Here is a 16958-nt window from a genome sequence, read left to right as displayed (position 1 = left end):
GCGTTGTCAAGCGAGGGGGCGCCGCATGACGACGCCGGTACGCCTGCGCCGTCGTCGTGATCGCGCCCGTCCCGGTGGTCCGCAGACCCGCGACGCGCCAGAATGGGGCGATGGACCCCGTCGCGGCGCTCGAGGAGATCGCGTTCCTGCTCGAGCGCGATCGCGCCTCGGCGTTCAAGTCCAAGGCGTTCCGGCGGGCGGCGGAGGTCATCCGGCCGTTGAGCGCCGACGAGGTCGCGGCGCGTGTCGGCGACGGTCGACTGCAGCGCACGAAGGGCATCGGCGACACCACGTTCACCGTCATCGCCCAGGCGGTCGATGGCGCCGTGCCCGACTACCTCGCCGATCTCCGCGCCAGGGCGGGTCTCTCGCCCGAGGGGGAGCGCACGGGCCTCAGGGCGCAGCTGCGCGGCGACCTGCACAGCCACACCGACTGGTCCGACGGCACGACGAGCCTCGAGACGATGGCGCGGGCGGGCGAGGCGCTCGGGCTCGAGTACCTCGCGGTCACCGACCACTCGCCGAACCTCCGCGTCGCCAACGGGCTCAGCCCCGAGCGGCTCATCGCCCAGCAGCAGGCGATCGCCGACGTGCAGGCGGAGGTCGGCGGCATCCGCCTGCTCCGCGGCATCGAGGTCGACATCCTGCTCGACGGCGCGCTCGACCAGACACCCGAGCTGCTCGACTGGCTCGACGTCGTGGTCGCGAGCGTGCACTCGAAGCTGCGCACCGAGGCGCCCGAGATGACGAAGCGGATGCTGCGCGCCATCGCCGACCCGCACACGAACGTGCTGGGGCACTGCACCGGCCGACTCGTCGAGGGCGCGCGCGGCACCCGGCCGCAGTCGACCTTCGACGCCCGGGCGGTCTTCGAAGCGTGCGCCGAACACGGCGTCGCGGTCGAGATCAATTCCCGGCCCGAGCGGCAGGACCCGCCCGACGAACTGATCGCGGTCGCGCTCGAGGCGGGCTGCCTGTTCTCGATCGACAGCGACGCCCACGCCCCCGGGCACCTGACGTTCCTCGAACTCGGCGCCGCCCGGGCCGCCGCGAACGGGGTGCCCGCAGAGCGGATCGTCACGACCTGGCCCATCGACCAGCTGCTGGACTGGAGCCGCGACCGCTCTGCGTGAGTCGACCGGCCTGACCGAGAGGACCCTGCATGACCACCTGGACCACTGAGGAACTCGACCGCATCGGCGGCGCCGAGGAGCTGCAGGTCGCCTCTCGCCGCACCGACGGCTCGCTCCGTCCGTTCGTCACCATCTGGGTCGTGCGTGTCGACGACGAGCTGTACGTGCGATCGGCCTACGGGCCGGGCAACCCGTGGTTCCGCCGGGCGCAGGCGAGCGGAACCGGTCGCATCCGTGCCGGCGGCGTCGAGCGCGATGTCGTGTTCGCCGAACCGCCCGCCGATGTGCATGCGGCGGTCGACGCCGCCTACCACGCGAAGTACGACCGGCACGGGCCGAAGATCGTCGGCACCGTCGTCGGCCCGCAGGTCGTGGCGACGACGCTCCGGCTGGATCCGGTTTAGGCCGGATCGGCGCCGGAGAGGTCCTCGACTGCGCTCGGACGTGTTCCGTCGAAGAGAACGCCGATTCCGTACGGGTCGGCCATTCCGAGACCCGACTCGGCGAATCGCAGCATCCAGCTTCCATCGGCCCAGATCACGGCCTCGGGCTCGTCGAACGGCGCCTCGGGCGCATCGAGCGTCGCGACTTCGGAGCGCCGCAAGCGGAACTCCGGTTCGCGCAGACGCTGTCGCAGATACCCTGCGGCGAGTTCGCTGAACTCGTCGAACCGGGCGACGACCGTCGCGGCGAGCTCGAGCACCGTCGGGTCCGGTGCGGCGGCCGGTTCGATGACGAGGCTCACCGGCCGGGAATCGCCGTGCTCGGAATCCGTGATCAACGTCCAACACGCGATCGAATCGTTCGAATCGACACGCGAGAACGCCGCCCCGTCGATCTCGACACGTTCTGGAAGTTCTGCCACGAATCGAGTCAACCACAACCCCTTCGCGGTCCCGTCACTCGGCGGCCGGCTGGCTCAGCGGTCGGCCTTCGGCGGCAGGTGCTTGCCGCGATGGATCTCGGTCAGGCTCGCGTGCCCGGGGGAGGCGGGGTCGTCGACGATCGGCTTGTCGGCCATGAACAGCCGGATGAGGTGGGCGAGTTCGCCCGAGTGGCTGAAGTTGATCGCGTGCGCCGCGCCCTCGATCCTGACCAGCAGCACGTGGTTGTCGGTCGCGGACGCGACCTCCTGCACGCGGGCGGGAGTCGGCATCAGCGGATCGCGGTCGCCGATCACGACGAGCGTCGGAATGTGGAGTTCGAGCAGTCGCTCGAGCGTCGGGTACTGCGTGAGCGACCGGAACATCTTGAACGTGCTGGGCACGCCGAAGCGGAGGTAGTCGGGCACGGCCACCTTCATCATGCGAGGGGGCTCGCGGCCTCCGTCGCGGGTGAGCTGGCCGACCGCGCGGCGAAGCGGCTGGTTGTAGAGCCCGCCCGCCGGCGAGACGAGCACGGCGCGATCGATGCGCTCGGGGTAGTGGTGCGCGAACTCGAGGATGACGGGGCATCCCATCGAGTTGCCGACGAGCGTGACCGTCTCGATGCCGCGATCGTCGAGGAACCGGGCCGCGGCGTGCGCGAGGTCGGGCACGTCGAGCGCGTCGGCGGCCTTGCCGCTGCGGCCGAAGCCGGGGAGGTCGGGCACGAGCGTGTGGAACTGGTCGGCGAGGCGTTCGGCGGTCGGCAGCAGGTACCGGCCCGAGAGGCCGAAGCCGTGCAGGTGCATCATCGCCGGGGCGTCGGGCGGCATGGGGGACTCGCGGTAGAACAGGTCGATGCCGTCGACCGTGGTCCATCGCTCGGCCAGACTCGATTCCGGCCGCCGGGGCGGCCGGTGCGCCGCGGTCTTCGTGCCCATACGACGATCATGCTCGCCGCTCGATTCCTCGTCAACGGATCAGCCGGGGTCGCTCGGCGCGCGCCGCCCGGCCGCGTTTCGGCGAGAAGACCGAGGCCTCCCGGCATCTGGAATGTTTACGTTGCCTTAACGCGCCATGTTTGCGTTGACATCGTGATGATCCCGCCCATAACCTGACCAAGTCAGGAGCCCGGGGGCCGCGTCCTCGCAAACACGGCGAGGTGCCGTCCAGGGCAGAACAGAGAGGTTCGCAGAATGCATCGTCGTACCCTACGGGTCGCGGTCGGACTCACGGCAGCAGCCCTCGCGATATCGGTCGCGAGTCCCGTGTAGTTCGCAGAATGCATCGTCGTACCCTACGGGTCGCGGTCGGACTCACGGCAGCAGCCCTCGCGATATCGGTCGCGAGTCCCGTGTACGCAGCAACACCGGAAGAGGATCCGATCCCCGTGGTCACGGGCCCGGAACTCGCGGCATCGTGGACGGGGCCGCTCAGCACCGTCGGCCGCTACATCGTCGACGCCGACGGCGACCGCTTCAAGCTCCAGTCGGCGAACTGGGACGGCGCGCAGGGCCATTGGAGCGGCAGCGGCGACAAGAACGACTCCGCCAACCACAACAGCGGCAACAGCTACGACATCCCGATGGGGCTCGACCGGGTGCCGATGGCGACCCTGATGAGCGACTTCCACGGGGTCGGCATCAACAGCGTCCGCCTGTCGTACTCGAACGAGATGCTCGGCATGACGGCTCCGGTGCCGGATGTCGCGGTGGCGGCGAACCCCGAGCTGAAGGGCAAGACGCCCCTGCAGGTCTTCGACGCGGTCGTCGAAGCGCTCACCGCCGACGGCTTCGCCGTGATCCTGAACAACCACACGACCACCTCGCACTGGTGCTGCGGCACCAATGACGGCAACGAGCGGTGGAACAGCAGCCAGACCACCGAGAAGTGGATCAGCGACTGGGTCATGCTCACGACCCGCTACAAGGACAACGCGCGCGTGGTCGGCATGGACCTGCGCAACGAGGTGCGGCGCGACATCCTGAACGACGCGAACTGGGGTTGGGGTGACGGCAACGACCTGTACCAGGCGCTTCAGCGGGCCGGGGTCGCCATCCAGCAGGCGAACCCCGACGTGCTCGTCATCATGGAGGGCATCAACTGGCAGGGCATCCCGACCGACCTGACCTCCCATGACCGGCCGCACCTGAAGCCGGTCGCGAACCTCTCGAACGCCCTCCCGTATCCGGACAAGCTTGTCTACGCGGCGCACATCTACGCCTACACCGGGCCGAAGCACACGGGTGCCACCGGACTCGGCGAGACGAATGACCCCCGCTACCGCGACCTGACCGCGAGCGAGCTCGCGGCCGAGGTGAACCGGGCTGCGGCATTCGTCAACACGGCGAACCAGCACTACACCGCACCGGTGTGGTTCAGCGAGTTCGGCATCGGCCACGCCAGCGACACCGGCGCCCTCGACAAGGCCTGGTGGGTGAACTTCACCGACATCCTGATCGCCAACGACAGCGACTTCGCCGCGTGGCCGCTCGTGGCGCAGGCGACGGACGACGGCACCTTCGTCGACGGCTACGCCCTCCTCGCCTACAAGGCCGACGGTACGAAGCTGAGCATCGCCGACGACTGGCGCTACCCGCAGTGGACGAAGCTCATCAACTCGACGGGCAAGACCGGCCCCGTGGCATCCTTGCCGCGCTGGAACATGCTTGGCAGCGGCAGCTTCGTCGACAGCCAGTCGTCGCTGCGCATGTTGCAGGCGGGCGACTGGTCGCCGGGCCAGTGGAAGGGCACCTGCCCCGACAGCCAGCGCCTTCAGGGCATCGCGCGGAGCACCAACCGGGCGCTCTGCACCGACGTCGGCGGCATCACCACCTCGAACCCGCGCGTGCAGAGCGGNCAGTCGTCGCTGCGCATGCTGCAGGCGGGGCGACTGGTCGCCGGGCCAGTGGAAGGGCACCTGCCCCGACAGCCAGCGCCTTCAGGGCATCGCGCGGAGCACCAACCGGGCGCTCTGCACCGACGTCGGCGGCATCACCACCTCGAACCCGCGCGTGCAGAGCGGGCAGGGCAACATCACGAACGACTGGGCCTCGGGCTACGACAAGCTGCAGTGCAACGCCGGCGAGGTCGCAGTCGGCTACAGCCTGGGCACCGGCGGCGGCACCAAGGCAGCGATGTGGAACCTCGTCTGCGCGACGAGCACCACGGCGCTGCCGGCGAACCAGGGCCGGCTGATCTGGTTCGACCAGGGTGACAACCGCCCGGCCGGCGGCGGCTCGACCGCGAGCGACTGGGCGCCCGGCAACTACAAGGGTCAGTGCGGCGACGGCGAGTACATCGCCGGCGTCGCGTACACCTACCGCTGGAACCACGGCGGCGTGCCCGACGCGCTGCTCTGCAAGCCGCTCAGCTGATCGGCGGNCCAGGGCCGGCTGATCTGGTTCGACCAGGGTGACACCCGCCCGGCCGGCGGCGGCTCGACCGCGAGCGACTGGGCGCCCGGCAACTACAAGGGTCAGTGCGGCGACGGCGAGTACATCGCCGGCGTCGCGTACACCTACCGCTGGAACCACGGCGGCGTGCCCGACGCGCTGCTCTGCAAGCCGCTCAGCTGATCGGCGGATGACGAAGGGGCCGGGTCGCTGTTGCGACCCGGCCCCTTCTGCTGCTTCCCGTCAGGCGAGCGGCGCGAGCCGCACCTCGTGCAGCACCGTGCCGCCGAGGTCGCGCATCGTGAGCACGAGCTCGTCGGAGCTCGCCGCGCCGTCGATCCACGCGGCCGCCTCGTCGGATGCCGTGTCGGCATCGGGTCCGCCGCTGATGAGCTGGGCGTAGGGGAACTCCTCCGTCGCCGGCAGCCACGTCTGGTAGTGCGTGTGACCCGACACGACGACCTGGGCGCCCCAGCCGACGAGCGCGTCGTGCCACGCGTCGCGGCTCCTCCGGCTGAACCAGTCGTAGCCCTCGGCGTCGTAGTCGACGACGGCCTCGTCGATCCAGCGCAGCGGGATGTGGCAGAAGACGACGCGGTACGGGGCATCGGCGAACTCCGGCCGGGCCGTGACCTCGCGCAGCCACTCGGCCTGCTCGGCACGGAGCGGATCGAACGCCACGCGGCCCTCGAAGGTCGGGTGGTCGTCGGGCTTGTCCTCGCCGGTGTGCAGCACGATGCACGCGACCGGCCCGATGCGGAACGCCGTGAACGGCCGCCCCTCCGGCGTGGCGACGAAGTCCTCGAGCTGGTACGCCCACGTGCCGCGAACGTCGTGGTTGCCCACGACGATCGCGAGGGGCCGGCCCGCGCTCACGTCGAGGCCGGCGGGGTTCAGCACCGTCGTGGGGAACTCCGCCGGGTCCGTCCAGTCGTTGCAGAGGTCGCCGTTCCAGACGAGCACGTCGACCTCGGGCGTGGCCTCGTGCAGCGCCCGCAGGGTGTCGTCGCGCTGATGGGTGTCGTTCCACACCGCGAAGCGAGCGGTGTCGGATGCCCCGTCGAGCGTGCGCACCGGCTTCCACTCGCTCTCGTGGCGCTCGGCGGGCCCCTCGACCGCCTCGGTGATCGAGCGCACCCGGAGCGACGTGCCGGCGGGCAGCCCGCTCGCCCGCACCCGCAGCACCCGGTCACCCTGCGCGACCATGCCGAACGCGTCACCCGTCACGGTGCCGCGCGCGCCGTCGGCCGTCTTCCACTCGAGCCACCCTCGGCTCAGCCGGCCCACGCCCCAGACGATCTCGAAGCCGTCGGCGCGCGGCGCCATCACGACCGGAGGGCTCGTCACGAGCGACGCGGTCATCGCGCTGCCCCGAGGTCGAGCACGAACCGGAACCGCAGGTCGTCGTCGAACCACATCGTGAAGTTCGTGCCCCAGACGTTGTTGTGCAGGTTCACGTGCATGCCGTCGTCCGGGTCGGGCACGGTGTTGTCGAACCGGTAGAGCGCGGGGCGGCCGACCGCGACGAGTGCCGCGTCGACGGGCCGCAGCGAGAAGGTCTGCGCCGCCGTGTGCGTCACCTCGGCGACCGCGTGCAGGCTGCGGTTGCCGTTCCGCACGACGGACTGCGGGTCGACGGGCGTGTCGAGCTTCGTGAGTCGCCAGTCGCCGGGCTCGACCCGCGGGCGGAACCCGAGCCAGCTCGCCTCGGGCAGGCGCGAGGCGTCCTTGCCACGGAGGTCGAGCGTGACCCCGATCGGCCCGGCCTCCGCGGGGAAGCGGTAGGCGAGTCGGATGTCCCGTGGCCCGCCCCAGGTCTCGCACGCGGCTTCGGGCAGCGCGAGGTTCAGCGCGACGACCGTGTCGGTGCCGTCGGTCGAGTGCTCGGCCGAGACGATGCTCGGTGCGAACGTCGTGGCGGGCAGGGTGTCGGCGATCGCGAGCCCGGGCTTGGCCTGGTCGGGCACGGCCCACATGGCGTTCTCGTCCATGTCGCGGCAGTACTCCTCCAGCCAGCGTGCCTCGTCGCGCTCGTCGAACGTCTCGTAACGGTAGGCGGCGAGCGGATGCTCCGGCCCCGCCCAGTCCGTTCCGTCGGCGTCGACGAGGGCGACGAGCGACCCGTCGGTGCCGAACCGCACCCGGTAGGCGCCGGCCGCCAGCTCGGCGTCGAGGTCGATCTCGGCGCCGGCCGGCGCCGCGTGGGCGTCGTCGCCGGGCCGTGTCGCGGCGATCGCGGCGTCGGCCTCGGCACGACGCTCGGGCGAGAGCGCCGCCAGCGCGCGATCGAGGTGGGCGCGCTGCTCGGCCCAGGAACGCTCGAACGCCGCGTAGGCGAGGCCCTGGGGGCTCGGGTGCTCGGTGTACGCCCAGGCGTAGACGTCGAACTCGTCGGCGTTCCGCATCGGGTCGACGACATCCGCGGCACGCGCGCGCTGGAAGTCGGCCTTCTCGTAGTTCACGTAGTCGGGCAGGTAGGTCTTCAGGTCCTCGCCCCACGTGTGCTCGGGCACGAGCAGCAGGCCGTCGCTGAACGCGTCGCACTCCTCGGTGCCCGGCACGAGCGCGCCTGCGGTGAGCCACTCGGTGCGCAGCCGGAGCAGCGCCCGCAGCCGGGCGGTCTGCACCGGGTCGCTCGCGACGCCGTGGATCCAGGAGTCGCCGATCTCCTGCTCGAGCACCGGCAGGCTCGCGCGAGCGGCGACCGCTTCGCGGCTGAAGGCGTCGAGCGTCGAGGCGATCACGCGAGCCCCTGGGTAGGCGGCCTGGAGCTCGGCGAACAGCGCCTCGACCTCCTCGACCGGCGGGGGTCCGAAGTTGTCGCCGGTGTGCGCGAGGTGGAGGGCGTCGGCGCCGCCGGGCACCACGGCCACGCCGAGCTCGGTGGCACCGTAGCTCTGTGCGTAGTTCACGACGACCTCGTTGCCGTCGGGCGCGCGCCAGACGAAGAACTCCGGCACGTCGGGCACAGCGGATGCCCCGTTGACGCCGAGGTGCAGGAAGTCGAGGCCGCCCCGGGCGAGGAAGGGCACGAGGCCGATCGTGTGGCCCGGGACATCCGTCATCTTCGCGGCCATCGTGCTGTGGCCGAAGCGGGCGTCGAGCTTCCGGCCGATCGCGATGCCGTGCTCGACGAGACCGGCGTCCATGAGCTCGGTGTGCGTCGTCATCGGCAGGCCATGCCAGGTCACGTGGCCGGCCCGGATCGCGCGTTCGAGCGCCGCGCGCTCCTCGGCGTCGCCGAGTCGGAGCGCCTCGTGGATCATCCAGGAGCCGGTGGTCCAGATGAAGCGGGCCTCGCCGCCGCGGCGTTCGAGCTCCTCCGCCAGCGCGATCGCCCGGGGGAGGTACTCGTGCACGTACCGGTCGGTGACGTTCGCGGCGGTGTCGGTGAAGCCGAGGTCGAGGTGCGTCTTGAAGACGACGTGGACGGTGGTGATCATGCGTGCATCCAAACTGCGGTGTCAGGGTCGAGGGTGCTGGTGGTGCTGGTGGTGCTGGTGGCTGCGCTCGAGAGCAGCACTTCGCCCGCGGGGAGCGGGGCCGGTTCACTGCCCATGTTGACGAGCACGGTCGTATTGCCGTTGCGGAAGGCGAGGACGTGCGTTGGGTATCCGGGCAGCCATTCGACGTGTCCTGCGCCGAGCGTACGCGAGCGGCGCAGTGCGACCGCGTCCTGGTAGAGGGTCAGCGTCGAATCGGCGACGTCCTGCTGGCGGTCGCGCGCCAGCCTGCCCCAGAGCTCGGGCTGCGGCAGCCATGACGCCTCCCCGGGGCCGAAGCCGTAGGAGGGCGCGTCGGCCTCCCAGGGCAGGGGCACGCGGCATCCGTCGCGGCCATACTGCTCGCCCTCGGTGCGGAAGAAGGTGGGATCCTGCCGCGCCTCGTCGGGGATTTCCGAGACCTCGGGCAGGCCGAGCTCTTCGCCCTGGTACAGGTACGCCGAGCCGGGCAGCGACAGCGTGAGGAGTGCGAGCGCACGTGCACGGGGGAGCGTGTCGTCATACGACGCGATGCCGGTCGAGTTCGGCCCGAGTCCGTTGGGGCGCTCCGACCTCGGGAGCGAGAGCCGGGTGGCCTGACGGACTGTGTCGTGATTGGAGGCGACCCAGGTCGACGGCGCGCCCACGGCCGAGAATGCGTCGAGCGTGTCGTCGATGATGCGCCGAAGGGTCGGTGCATCCCAGTCGTCGAAGAGGTCGTTGAAGGCCTGGTGCATCTCGTCGGGACGCACCCACTCGGCGCGACGGGTGAGCGGCTTGATCCACGATTCGGCGACGAGCACGCGATCGCCCTCGTACTCGTCGAGGAGCGCACGCCAGTCGCGGTAGATCTCGTGCACGCCGGGCTGGCCGGTGTACGGCGCGAGGTCCTCGTCGAGTTCTGGGTCGAGGTCGGGGAGCCCCTCCGCCTTCACGAGGCTGCTGGCGACGTCGACGCGGAACCCGTCGATGCCGCGGTCGAGCCAGAACCGCAGGATGCGCCGGAACTCCTCGCGCACTTCCTCGTTGGACCAGTCGAAGTCGGGCTGCGAGGTGTCGAAGAGGTGGAGGTACCACTGCCCCGGTGCGCCGTCGGCCTCGGTCGCCCGGGTCCAGGCGGGGCCGCCGAAATGCGACCGCCAGTTGTTCGGCGGTTCGGTGCCGTCGATGCCCCGGCCCTCACGGAACAGGTATCGGCCGCGCTCGATGCCGCCTGGTGCGGCGTCGAGCGCCGCCTGGAACCACGGATGCTGCGAACTGGAGTGGTTGGGCACGATGTCGGCGATCACGCGCATGTCTCGGGCGTGCGCCGCGAGCAGCAGCGCGTCGAAGTCGGCCAGGGTGCCGAAGAGCGGGTCGACGTCGCAGTAGTCGGCGACGTCGTAACCGCCGTCGCGCTGCGGGGACGTGTAGAAGGGGGACAGCCACACCGCGTCGACGCCGAGCTCCTGCAGTGCGTCGAGGCGCGAGGTGATGCCGGGCAGGTCGCCGATGCCGTCGCCGTCGCCGTCGGCGAACGAGCGCGGGTAGACCTGGTAGATGACGGCGGTGCGCCACCACTCCTTGTTCACGCGACCCTCGGCGCGTGCAGCGCGGGGATGCCCGGAATCCCGGGGTTGGACGGCGGTCGCTGGCAAGCGTGACTCCTTTGTGACATTCGGATTTCCCCGATTCTGTTTGCGCAAACATCATCCTCGCCTATACTGCGATGGGAACGCAAACATTCACGAAGGAGTGCGGACGCGAATGACGAAGACGTCGCCAACCCGAGGCGCGAGAGAAGGCCGCAGATGACCGTGGCGCATGTTCACCCCCAGCAGCCCGCCGGAGTCTCGACCGAGACGTACGCCACGGTCGCCGTGGGTCGCACCGCATCGTCCGGCGGCAATCGCCGCAAGCGCGTGCGCCGCAACTGGTCGGGCTGGTGGTTCGTCGGTCCGTTCATGCTCATCTTCGCGCTCGTCTTCCTCGCGCCCCTCGTGTACGCGATCTACCTGTCGCTCTTCCGCGAGACGCTCATCGGCGGCAACTCCTTCGTCGGGCTCGAGAACTACGGCATGGCGATGGTCGACCCGAAGTTCTGGGAGGCCATGCTCCGCGTCTCGATCTTCCTGCTCGTGCAGGTGCCGATCATGCTCGGGCTCGCGCTGTTCGCGGCCCTCGCGCTCGACAGCGCGCGGCTTCGCTGGGTGCCGTTCTACCGGCTCTCGATCTTCCTGCCCTACGCCGTGCCCGGCGTCGTCGCGGTGATGATCTGGGGCTACATGTACGGTTCGCAGTTCGGGCTCGTCGCCGATATCAACCGCTTCTTCGGTGCGGACCTCCCCTCGCCGCTCGCGGAGAACTTCATCCTGCTGTCGATCGGCAACATCGTCACGTGGGAGTTCGTCGGCTACAACATGCTCATCTTCTTCTCCGCGTTGAAAGCGGTGCCGCAGGAGCTGTACGAGGCCGCCGAGATCGACGGCGCCGGCACCTTCCGCACGATCTTCTCGATCAAGCTCCCCTCGATCCGCGGAGCCCTGATCATCGCCACGATCTTCTCCGTCATCGGCAGCTTCCAGCTCTTCAACGAGCCGTCGATCCTGCAGACCATCGCGCCGAACTCGATCACAACGTACTTCACACCCAACCTCTACGCCTTCAACCTGTCGTTCGCCGGCTCGCAGTTCAACTACGCTGCCGCGATCGCGATCGTCTCGGGAGTCATCACCATGGTGGTCGCCTACCTCGTCCAGCTCGGCGGCGAAAAGAAGGAAGCGAAGTGAGCGCCGTCGACACGGGAGCCCGATCCGGCCGCGCGCCGAGCCGGCTGGCGAGCGGCAAGGTCGCGCGCACGGAGTCCAAGCGGGCGAAGGCGGCGACGCCACGCCACAAGCGGGCCTCCATCACCCTCGGCATCCTCATGACGCTGATGCTGCTCTACTGCCTCGTGCCGCTGTGGTGGCTCGTCGTGAACTCCACGAAGACGATGGACTCGCTCTACAACTCCTTCGCCTTCTGGTTCAGCGGCGAGTTCTCCCTCTTCCAGAACATCGTCGACACGTTCACGTACCAGGACGGCATCTTCCTGCGCTGGCTCGGCAACACCCTGGTCTACGTGGTCATCGGTGCAGGCGGCGCCACACTCCTCGCGACGCTGGCCGGGTACGGTCTCGCGAAGTACAACTTCCCGGGGCGCAAATGGGTGTTCGCGATCATCCTCGGTGCGATGGCCATTCCGGCCTCGGCGCTCGCGGTGCCGCAGTTCCTGCTCTTCAGCGGGCTCGGGCTCACGAACACGCCGTTGTCGGTGATCATCCCGTCGATGGTGAGCGCATTCGGCCTCTACCTCGTGTGGGTGTACGCCGTCGAGGCGATCCCCGACGAACTTCTCGAGGCCGCGCGTCTCGACGGCGCCGGCGAGATCCGCATCTTCTTCGTCATCGCGCTGCGCCAGCTCGCGCCGGCATTGATCACGGTGCTGATGTTCACGGTCGTCGCGACCTGGAACAACTACTTCCTTCCCCTGATCATGCTGAGCGACCCCCAGTGGTACCCGCTCCCGGTCGGCCTCGCCCAGTGGTCGGCGCAGTCGAGCGCGATCGGTGGCCAGGCGATCCCGAACCTCGTGATCACGGGTTCGCTGCTCACCGTCATCCCGATCTCGGCGGCATTCCTCTACCTGCAGCGCTACTGGCAGTCGGGACTGACCGCCGGGAGCGTCAAGTAGTCCGGCTCGTCCGGCGTAACAACCCCCAACACCAAGCGAAGGGAATCACAGCAATGGAACGAAACACCACCCGCCGATGGGCGCGTCTCGGTGCCGTCCTCGGCACCGGTGCGCTGCTCGTCGGAGTGCTCGCAGGCTGCAGTGGCGCAGCCCCGGGCGCCGACAGCGGCTCGACCGACACCGACGCGGCGCTCAAGGAAGACGTCACGCTCACCTGGTGGACCTGGAGCGACACCACCCAGGAGCAGGCCGACGCGATCTCGAAGGCATACCCGAACGTCACGTTCGACGTCGTCAAGCTCGAGAACCCCGACGCCGTCGTCACGAAGCTCCAGAACGCCATCAAGGCGGGCAAGGGCGCTCCTGACATCGTTCCCGTCGAGTACCAGACGCTGCCGCAGCTGACCCTCGGCGACGCGCTCGCCGACCTCGCCCCCTACGGTCTCGACGAGTACGAGGACGCATTCACCGCGTCGACCTGGAACTCGGTCAACGTGCAGGACCAGCTCGTCGCAATGCCGTCGGACTCCGGCCCCATGGTCATGATCTACAACAAGGCCCTCTACGAGAAGGCGGGCATCACCGAGGCGCCCACCACGTGGGATGAGTTCGCCGTCGCTTCGGCCGCGATCCACGCCGCAGACCCCGAGGCCTACATCGCGAACAGCGGCGACGCGGGTTTCTTCACCAGCATGATCTGGGCATCGGGCGGCCAGCCCTTCAAGACCGATGGTGAGAACATCACGATCGACCTGCAGGACGAGGGCACCAAGAAGTTCTCGGACTTCTGGGGCGCACGCCTCGAGGCCGGCGAGCTCTCGGGCCTGTCGACCTGGTCGGACGAGTGGACCAAGGCGCTCACGCAGGACAAGCTCGGCACCCTGCTGATGGGCTCGTGGATGATCAGCGGCATGGACGACTACGGCCCCGCCGGCCGCTTCCAGGTCGCTCCGATGCCGACGTGGGACGGCGAGCCGGCTTCGGCCGAGAACGGCGGCAGCGGCCTCGCTGTCACCTCGCAGAGCGAGAACAAGGCTGCAGCTGCAGGCATCCTCAAGTACCTCGCCGATGGCGAAGGCCGCGCTCTGCTGAACCAGAACGGCTTCCCGTCGACCATCGCCGACCTCGAGAACCCCGAGTGGCTCGACCACCCGTACGAGTCGTACGGTGGCCAGCCCGCCAACCAGATCGGTGCGGCATCGTCCGCCTCGGTCATCCCCGGATGGCAGTACCTGCCCTACCAGGGCTACGCCAACAACGTGTTCTCCGACTCGGTCGGCAAGGCGCTCGGCTCCGGCGGCGACCTGAACGAGGCACTCGTCGAATGGCAGGACACCCTCGTCCAGTTCGGCAACGAGCAGGGCTTCACGGTCAACAAGTAGCACCACCACTCCGCGGGGCAGTCGCCGTCACGGCGGCTGCCCCGCGGTCCGTTTCTCGACCCAGGATCAGCGAATGCCCACCTTCTCCATCGGTGACACCGACTTCCTCATCGACGGCTCGCCGTACCGCGTGCTCTCCGGCGCGCTGCACTACTTCCGGGTGCACCCCGACCAGTGGAGCGACCGCATCCGCAAGGCCCGCCTCATGGGCCTCAACACCATCGAGACGTACGTGCCGTGGAACGAGCACTCCCCGACGCGCGGCGAGTTCCGCACCGCGGGCCAGCTCGACCTCGCGCGATTCCTCGACCTGGTCCACGCCGAGGGCATGCACGCGATCGTGCGCCCCGGCCCCTACATCTGCGCCGAGTGGCACGACGGTGGCCTGCCCTCCTGGCTCATCGCCGACGAGTCCATCGTGCTGCGATCGCACGACGCCGCCTACCTCGACGCCATCAGCGAGTACCTCGACGCCGTCTACGCCATCGTGCGGCCCCGCCAGATCCAGCTCGACGGCCCCGTGATCCTCGTGCAGATCGAGAACGAATACGGCGCGTACGGCGCCGACCAGGACTACCTCCGCCGGCTCACCGAGCTGACGCGAGAGCACGGCATCGAGGTGCCCCTGACCACCGTCGACCAGCCCCTCGAGCAGATGCTCGAGCGCGGCAGCCTCGACGAGCTGCATCGCACCGGATCATTCGGCTCGCGTGTGGGGGAGCGGCTCGCGACCCTGCGCAGCCACCAGCCGACCGGTCCGCTCATGTGCTCCGAGTTCTGGTGCGGATGGTTCGACAGCTGGGGCGAGATCCACCACACGACCTCGGCCGAGGACGCCGCACACGAGCTCGACGAGCTGCTCGCGGCCGGGGCATCCGTCAACGTCTACATGTTCCACGGCGGCACGAACTTCGCCTTCACCAACGGTGCGAACGACAAGGGCACCTACCGCGCGATCGCGACGTCGTACGACTACGACGCCCCGCTCGCCGAGGACGGCACGCCCACCGAGAAGTTCTGGCGCTTCCGCGAGGTCATCGCGAAGTACGCGCCCGTTCCCGACGAGGTGCCGGCGGAGCGAGCGGATGCCCCGGAGCTCGACGTGCTCCTCGATCGCAGCGCTTCGCTGTGGTCCATTCCGATCGTCGCGTCGCAGCGCTTCGACCACCTGCCGGTCGCGGCGGAGTTCGGGTCGACGCGGGGCTTCGCGTGCTACTCGACGCGTGTCGAGCACGGGGGCCTCCTCGCCTTCGGCGAGGTGCGCGACCGAGCGCAGGTGTACCTCGACGGGGCGCTGGTCGGCACGCTCGACCGCGAACTCCACGAGCGGATGCTGCCGCTGCCCGAAGACGCGATGGGTGAGCTCACGGTGCTCGTCGAGAACCTCGGCGGCGTGAACTACGGGCCCCGGCTCGGCGAGGCCAAGGGCCTCATCGCTCCCGCGACGCTCGATGGCGTGCCGCTCACCGAGTGGTCGGCCGGGGCGATCCTGCTCGACGACCTCGCGCCCGTTCGCGCGGTGCTCGAGGCCGCGCCGGTCGCCGAGCCTGCCGAGGGCGGGCCGCTGCCGCTGTCGGGCCCGGTGTTCGCCAGCGGGACGTTCACGCTCGACGAGCCCGCCGACCTGCAGCTGCGGCTGCCCGGCTGGACCAAGGGCGTCGTGTGGGTGAACGGCGTGAACCTCGGACGGTACTGGAGCCGCGGGCCGCAGCGCACGCTGTACGTGCCGGCGCCCGTCGTGCACGCCGGTGCGAACGAACTGCTGGTCTTCGAGACCGTCGGTGCGGCATCGGCGGTCGCCGGCTTCGTCGCACGCCCCGAACTCGGCCCGACCGAGGCGTGACCGTGCTCACGCGGCGTCGGCCGCGTCGGCGCCCCGCGCCGCCGCGGCCGGCGTCAGGCCGTCGGCGCGGGGCCTGTGCTGTCGCGCACGACGAGCCGCGTCGTGATGAGGATCTTCTGCTTCGTGTTGGGCTCGCCGTCGATGAGCGAGAGCAGCAGCGAGGTGGCGTGACGGCCGACCTGGTCGAAGTTCTGGTGCACGGTGGTGAGTGCCGGCCAGTAGACCTCGGCCTCTTCGGTGTCGTCGAAGCCGACCACGCTGACGTCGCCGGGTACGCTCCAGCCGCGTTCGTGGATCGCGTGCATCACGCCGAGGGCCATCTGGTCGTTGCTGGCGAACACCGCCGTCGGCCGGTCCTCGGCGGCGAAGAGCTCGCGGGCGAGCGCGAGGCCCGACGCGGCGCTCCAGTCGCCGACGAGCACGGGTCTCGCCGGGAGGCCTGCATCGGCCATCGTCTGCCGGAAGGCGTCGGCGCGGCGGCGCGACGAGAACGAGTCCGCGGGACCCGAGATGTGCACGATGTCGCGGTGCCCGAGATCGAGCAGGTGCTGCAGGGCGATCTTCGCGCCCTGCTCCTGGTCGGTGTCGACGATCGTGTAGGGCAGGTTCGCGTCGGAGTCGACGATCACGAGCGGGAGGCCGGCCGTGATGCCCAGCTCATCGAGCGAGCCGACCTCCGAGGACATCACGAGGATGATGCCGTCGACGGCCTGCTCCTCGAGGCGGCCGAAGGCGCCGGCGACGTCGAGCTGCGTCGGGTCGATGACCGGCAGCAGCGTGGTCGTGTAGCCCGCAGCCTCGGAGGCCTCGGCGACGGCGTTCAGCGTGCGCTCGTTGCCGAGCGTGGCGAGGTTGAAGGTGACGAAGCCGATGCTCCGGAACCGGCCCGACTTCAGGTTGCGCGCGGCGCTGTTGGGCCGGTACCCGAGGGCCTGCATCGAGGCCTGCACCCGCTCGCGCGTGGACTGGCGCACATTTGTCTGGCCGTTCGCGACGCGCGAGACGGTCTGCGCCGAGACACCGGCGTGCACGGCGACGTCGTTGATCGACGCACGCGCTCTCGGCTGCGATGCGGGCCCGGACAAACTGTTCGATGCGTACGTCATGGTGACGTAAACACTACTCCGAAGCCTCCCTTGAAAGGAATC

Annotated in this window: 12 protein-coding genes and 1 pseudogene; 7 read left to right on the top strand and 6 right to left on the bottom strand. The window is 69.6% G+C overall.

Annotated features, from left to right (window positions below):
* Positions 1-110 precede the first annotated feature (110 nt).
* Positions 111-1133, top strand: a complete 1023-nt coding sequence (locus ASE14_RS08390) for a PHP domain-containing protein (RefSeq protein WP_056653425.1) — start codon at positions 111-113, stop codon at positions 1131-1133.
* 29 nt (positions 1134-1162) lie between these two features.
* Positions 1163-1537: a DUF2255 family protein gene (locus tag ASE14_RS08385; RefSeq protein ID WP_056653422.1), complete on the top strand. Its 375-nt coding sequence runs from the start codon at positions 1163-1165 to the stop codon at positions 1535-1537.
* Here ASE14_RS08385 and ASE14_RS08380 read toward each other — a convergent pair.
* Together ASE14_RS08380 and ASE14_RS08375 are read right to left on the bottom strand one after the other, a co-directional pair.
* On the bottom strand, positions 1534-1998 hold the full coding sequence (locus ASE14_RS08380) for a hypothetical protein (protein WP_200953295.1): 465 nt from the start codon (positions 1996-1998) through the stop codon (positions 1534-1536). The two genes, ASE14_RS08385 and ASE14_RS08380, sit on opposite strands and share 4 nt — an antisense overlap.
* Positions 1999-2052: 54 nt before the next feature.
* A complete protein-coding gene (locus ASE14_RS08375) occupies positions 2053-2937 on the bottom strand; it encodes an alpha/beta fold hydrolase (RefSeq protein WP_056653418.1) in 885 nt (294 codons plus the stop codon).
* 341 nt (positions 2938-3278) lie between these two features.
* Here ASE14_RS08375 and ASE14_RS21405 point away from each other — a divergent pair.
* Positions 3279-4855, top strand: a pseudogene (locus ASE14_RS21405) (glycoside hydrolase family 5 protein); the annotation flags it as partial.
* A 779-nt stretch (positions 4856-5634) separates the two neighbouring features.
* On the opposite strand, the gene ASE14_RS08360 reads toward ASE14_RS21405, so the two are convergent.
* Genes ASE14_RS08360 through ASE14_RS08350 form a run of 3 tightly spaced genes read right to left on the bottom strand, consistent with a single transcriptional unit; the run spans position 5635 to position 10510 of the window.
* Positions 5635-6753, bottom strand: a complete 1119-nt coding sequence (locus ASE14_RS08360) for a metallophosphoesterase (protein ID WP_056653405.1) — start codon at positions 6751-6753, stop codon at positions 5635-5637.
* Positions 6750-8834, bottom strand: coding sequence for a DUF5054 domain-containing protein (locus ASE14_RS08355; protein ID WP_056653403.1), 2085 nt, complete (start codon positions 8832-8834; stop codon positions 6750-6752). The genes ASE14_RS08360 and ASE14_RS08355 overlap by 4 nt, the downstream gene beginning before the upstream one ends.
* A complete protein-coding gene (locus ASE14_RS08350; RefSeq protein WP_082600347.1) occupies positions 8831-10510 on the bottom strand; it encodes a glycoside hydrolase family 13 protein in 1680 nt (559 codons plus the stop codon). Before ASE14_RS08350 ends, ASE14_RS08355 begins: the two co-directional genes overlap by 4 nt.
* Positions 10511-10663: 153 nt before the next feature.
* Between ASE14_RS08350 and ASE14_RS08345 the strand changes: the two genes are divergently transcribed.
* The 4 genes from ASE14_RS08345 (at position 10664) to ASE14_RS08330 (ending at position 15810) form a co-directional block, all read left to right on the top strand.
* Positions 10664-11641: a carbohydrate ABC transporter permease gene (locus tag ASE14_RS08345; protein WP_082600344.1), complete on the top strand. Its 978-nt coding sequence runs from the start codon at positions 10664-10666 to the stop codon at positions 11639-11641.
* Between the two features lie 137 nt (positions 11642-11778).
* Complete coding sequence (locus ASE14_RS08340; protein ID WP_056656013.1) at positions 11779-12585, top strand: carbohydrate ABC transporter permease; 807 nt, start codon at positions 11779-11781, stop codon at positions 12583-12585.
* Positions 12586-12638: 53 nt separating this feature from the next.
* A complete protein-coding gene (locus ASE14_RS08335) occupies positions 12639-13967 on the top strand; it encodes a sugar ABC transporter substrate-binding protein (protein ID WP_056653399.1) in 1329 nt (442 codons plus the stop codon).
* Between the two features lie 73 nt (positions 13968-14040).
* The gene (locus tag ASE14_RS08330) at positions 14041-15810 is read left to right on the top strand and encodes a beta-galactosidase family protein (RefSeq protein ID WP_056653396.1); all 1770 of its coding nucleotides are present in this window, start codon (positions 14041-14043) and stop codon (positions 15808-15810) included.
* Between the two features lie 53 nt (positions 15811-15863).
* Here the strand turns inward: ASE14_RS08330 and ASE14_RS08325 are convergent, their stop codons facing one another.
* On the bottom strand, positions 15864-16916 hold the full coding sequence (locus ASE14_RS08325; RefSeq protein WP_056653393.1) for a LacI family DNA-binding transcriptional regulator: 1053 nt from the start codon (positions 16914-16916) through the stop codon (positions 15864-15866).
* Between the last annotated feature and the right edge of the window lie 42 nt (positions 16917-16958).

The sequence above is a fragment of the Agromyces sp. Root81 genome, from assembly GCF_001429165.1.
Lineage (GTDB): Bacteria > Actinomycetota > Actinomycetes > Actinomycetales > Microbacteriaceae > Agromyces.
The sequence above is the reverse complement of the archived record's forward strand: the minus strand, read 5'-3'. Positions and strand labels throughout refer to the sequence as shown.

Excerpts from the sequence above, each read along its gene's own strand:
- ASE14_RS08330 (WP_056653396.1), top strand. The coding sequence starts at position 14,041 with ATGCCCACCTTCTCCATCGGTGACACCGACTTCCTCATCGACGGCTCG.
- ASE14_RS08345 (WP_082600344.1), top strand. The coding sequence starts at position 10,664 with ATGACCGTGGCGCATGTTCACCCCCAGCAGCCCGCCGGAGTCTCGACC.
- ASE14_RS08340 (WP_056656013.1), top strand. The coding sequence starts at position 11,779 with ATGACGCTGATGCTGCTCTACTGCCTCGTGCCGCTGTGGTGGCTCGTC.
- ASE14_RS08335 (WP_056653399.1), top strand. The coding sequence starts at position 12,639 with ATGGAACGAAACACCACCCGCCGATGGGCGCGTCTCGGTGCCGTCCTC.
- ASE14_RS08355 (WP_056653403.1), bottom strand. The coding sequence starts at position 8,834 with ATGATCACCACCGTCCACGTCGTCTTCAAGACGCACCTCGACCTCGGC.
- ASE14_RS08390 (WP_056653425.1), top strand. The coding sequence starts at position 111 with ATGGACCCCGTCGCGGCGCTCGAGGAGATCGCGTTCCTGCTCGAGCGC.
- ASE14_RS08360 (WP_056653405.1), bottom strand. The coding sequence starts at position 6,753 with ATGACCGCGTCGCTCGTGACGAGCCCTCCGGTCGTGATGGCGCCGCGC.
- ASE14_RS08325 (WP_056653393.1), bottom strand. The coding sequence starts at position 16,916 with ATGACGTACGCATCGAACAGTTTGTCCGGGCCCGCATCGCAGCCGAGA.
- ASE14_RS08385 (WP_056653422.1), top strand. The coding sequence starts at position 1,163 with ATGACCACCTGGACCACTGAGGAACTCGACCGCATCGGCGGCGCCGAG.
- ASE14_RS08375 (WP_056653418.1), bottom strand. The coding sequence starts at position 2,937 with ATGGGCACGAAGACCGCGGCGCACCGGCCGCCCCGGCGGCCGGAATCG.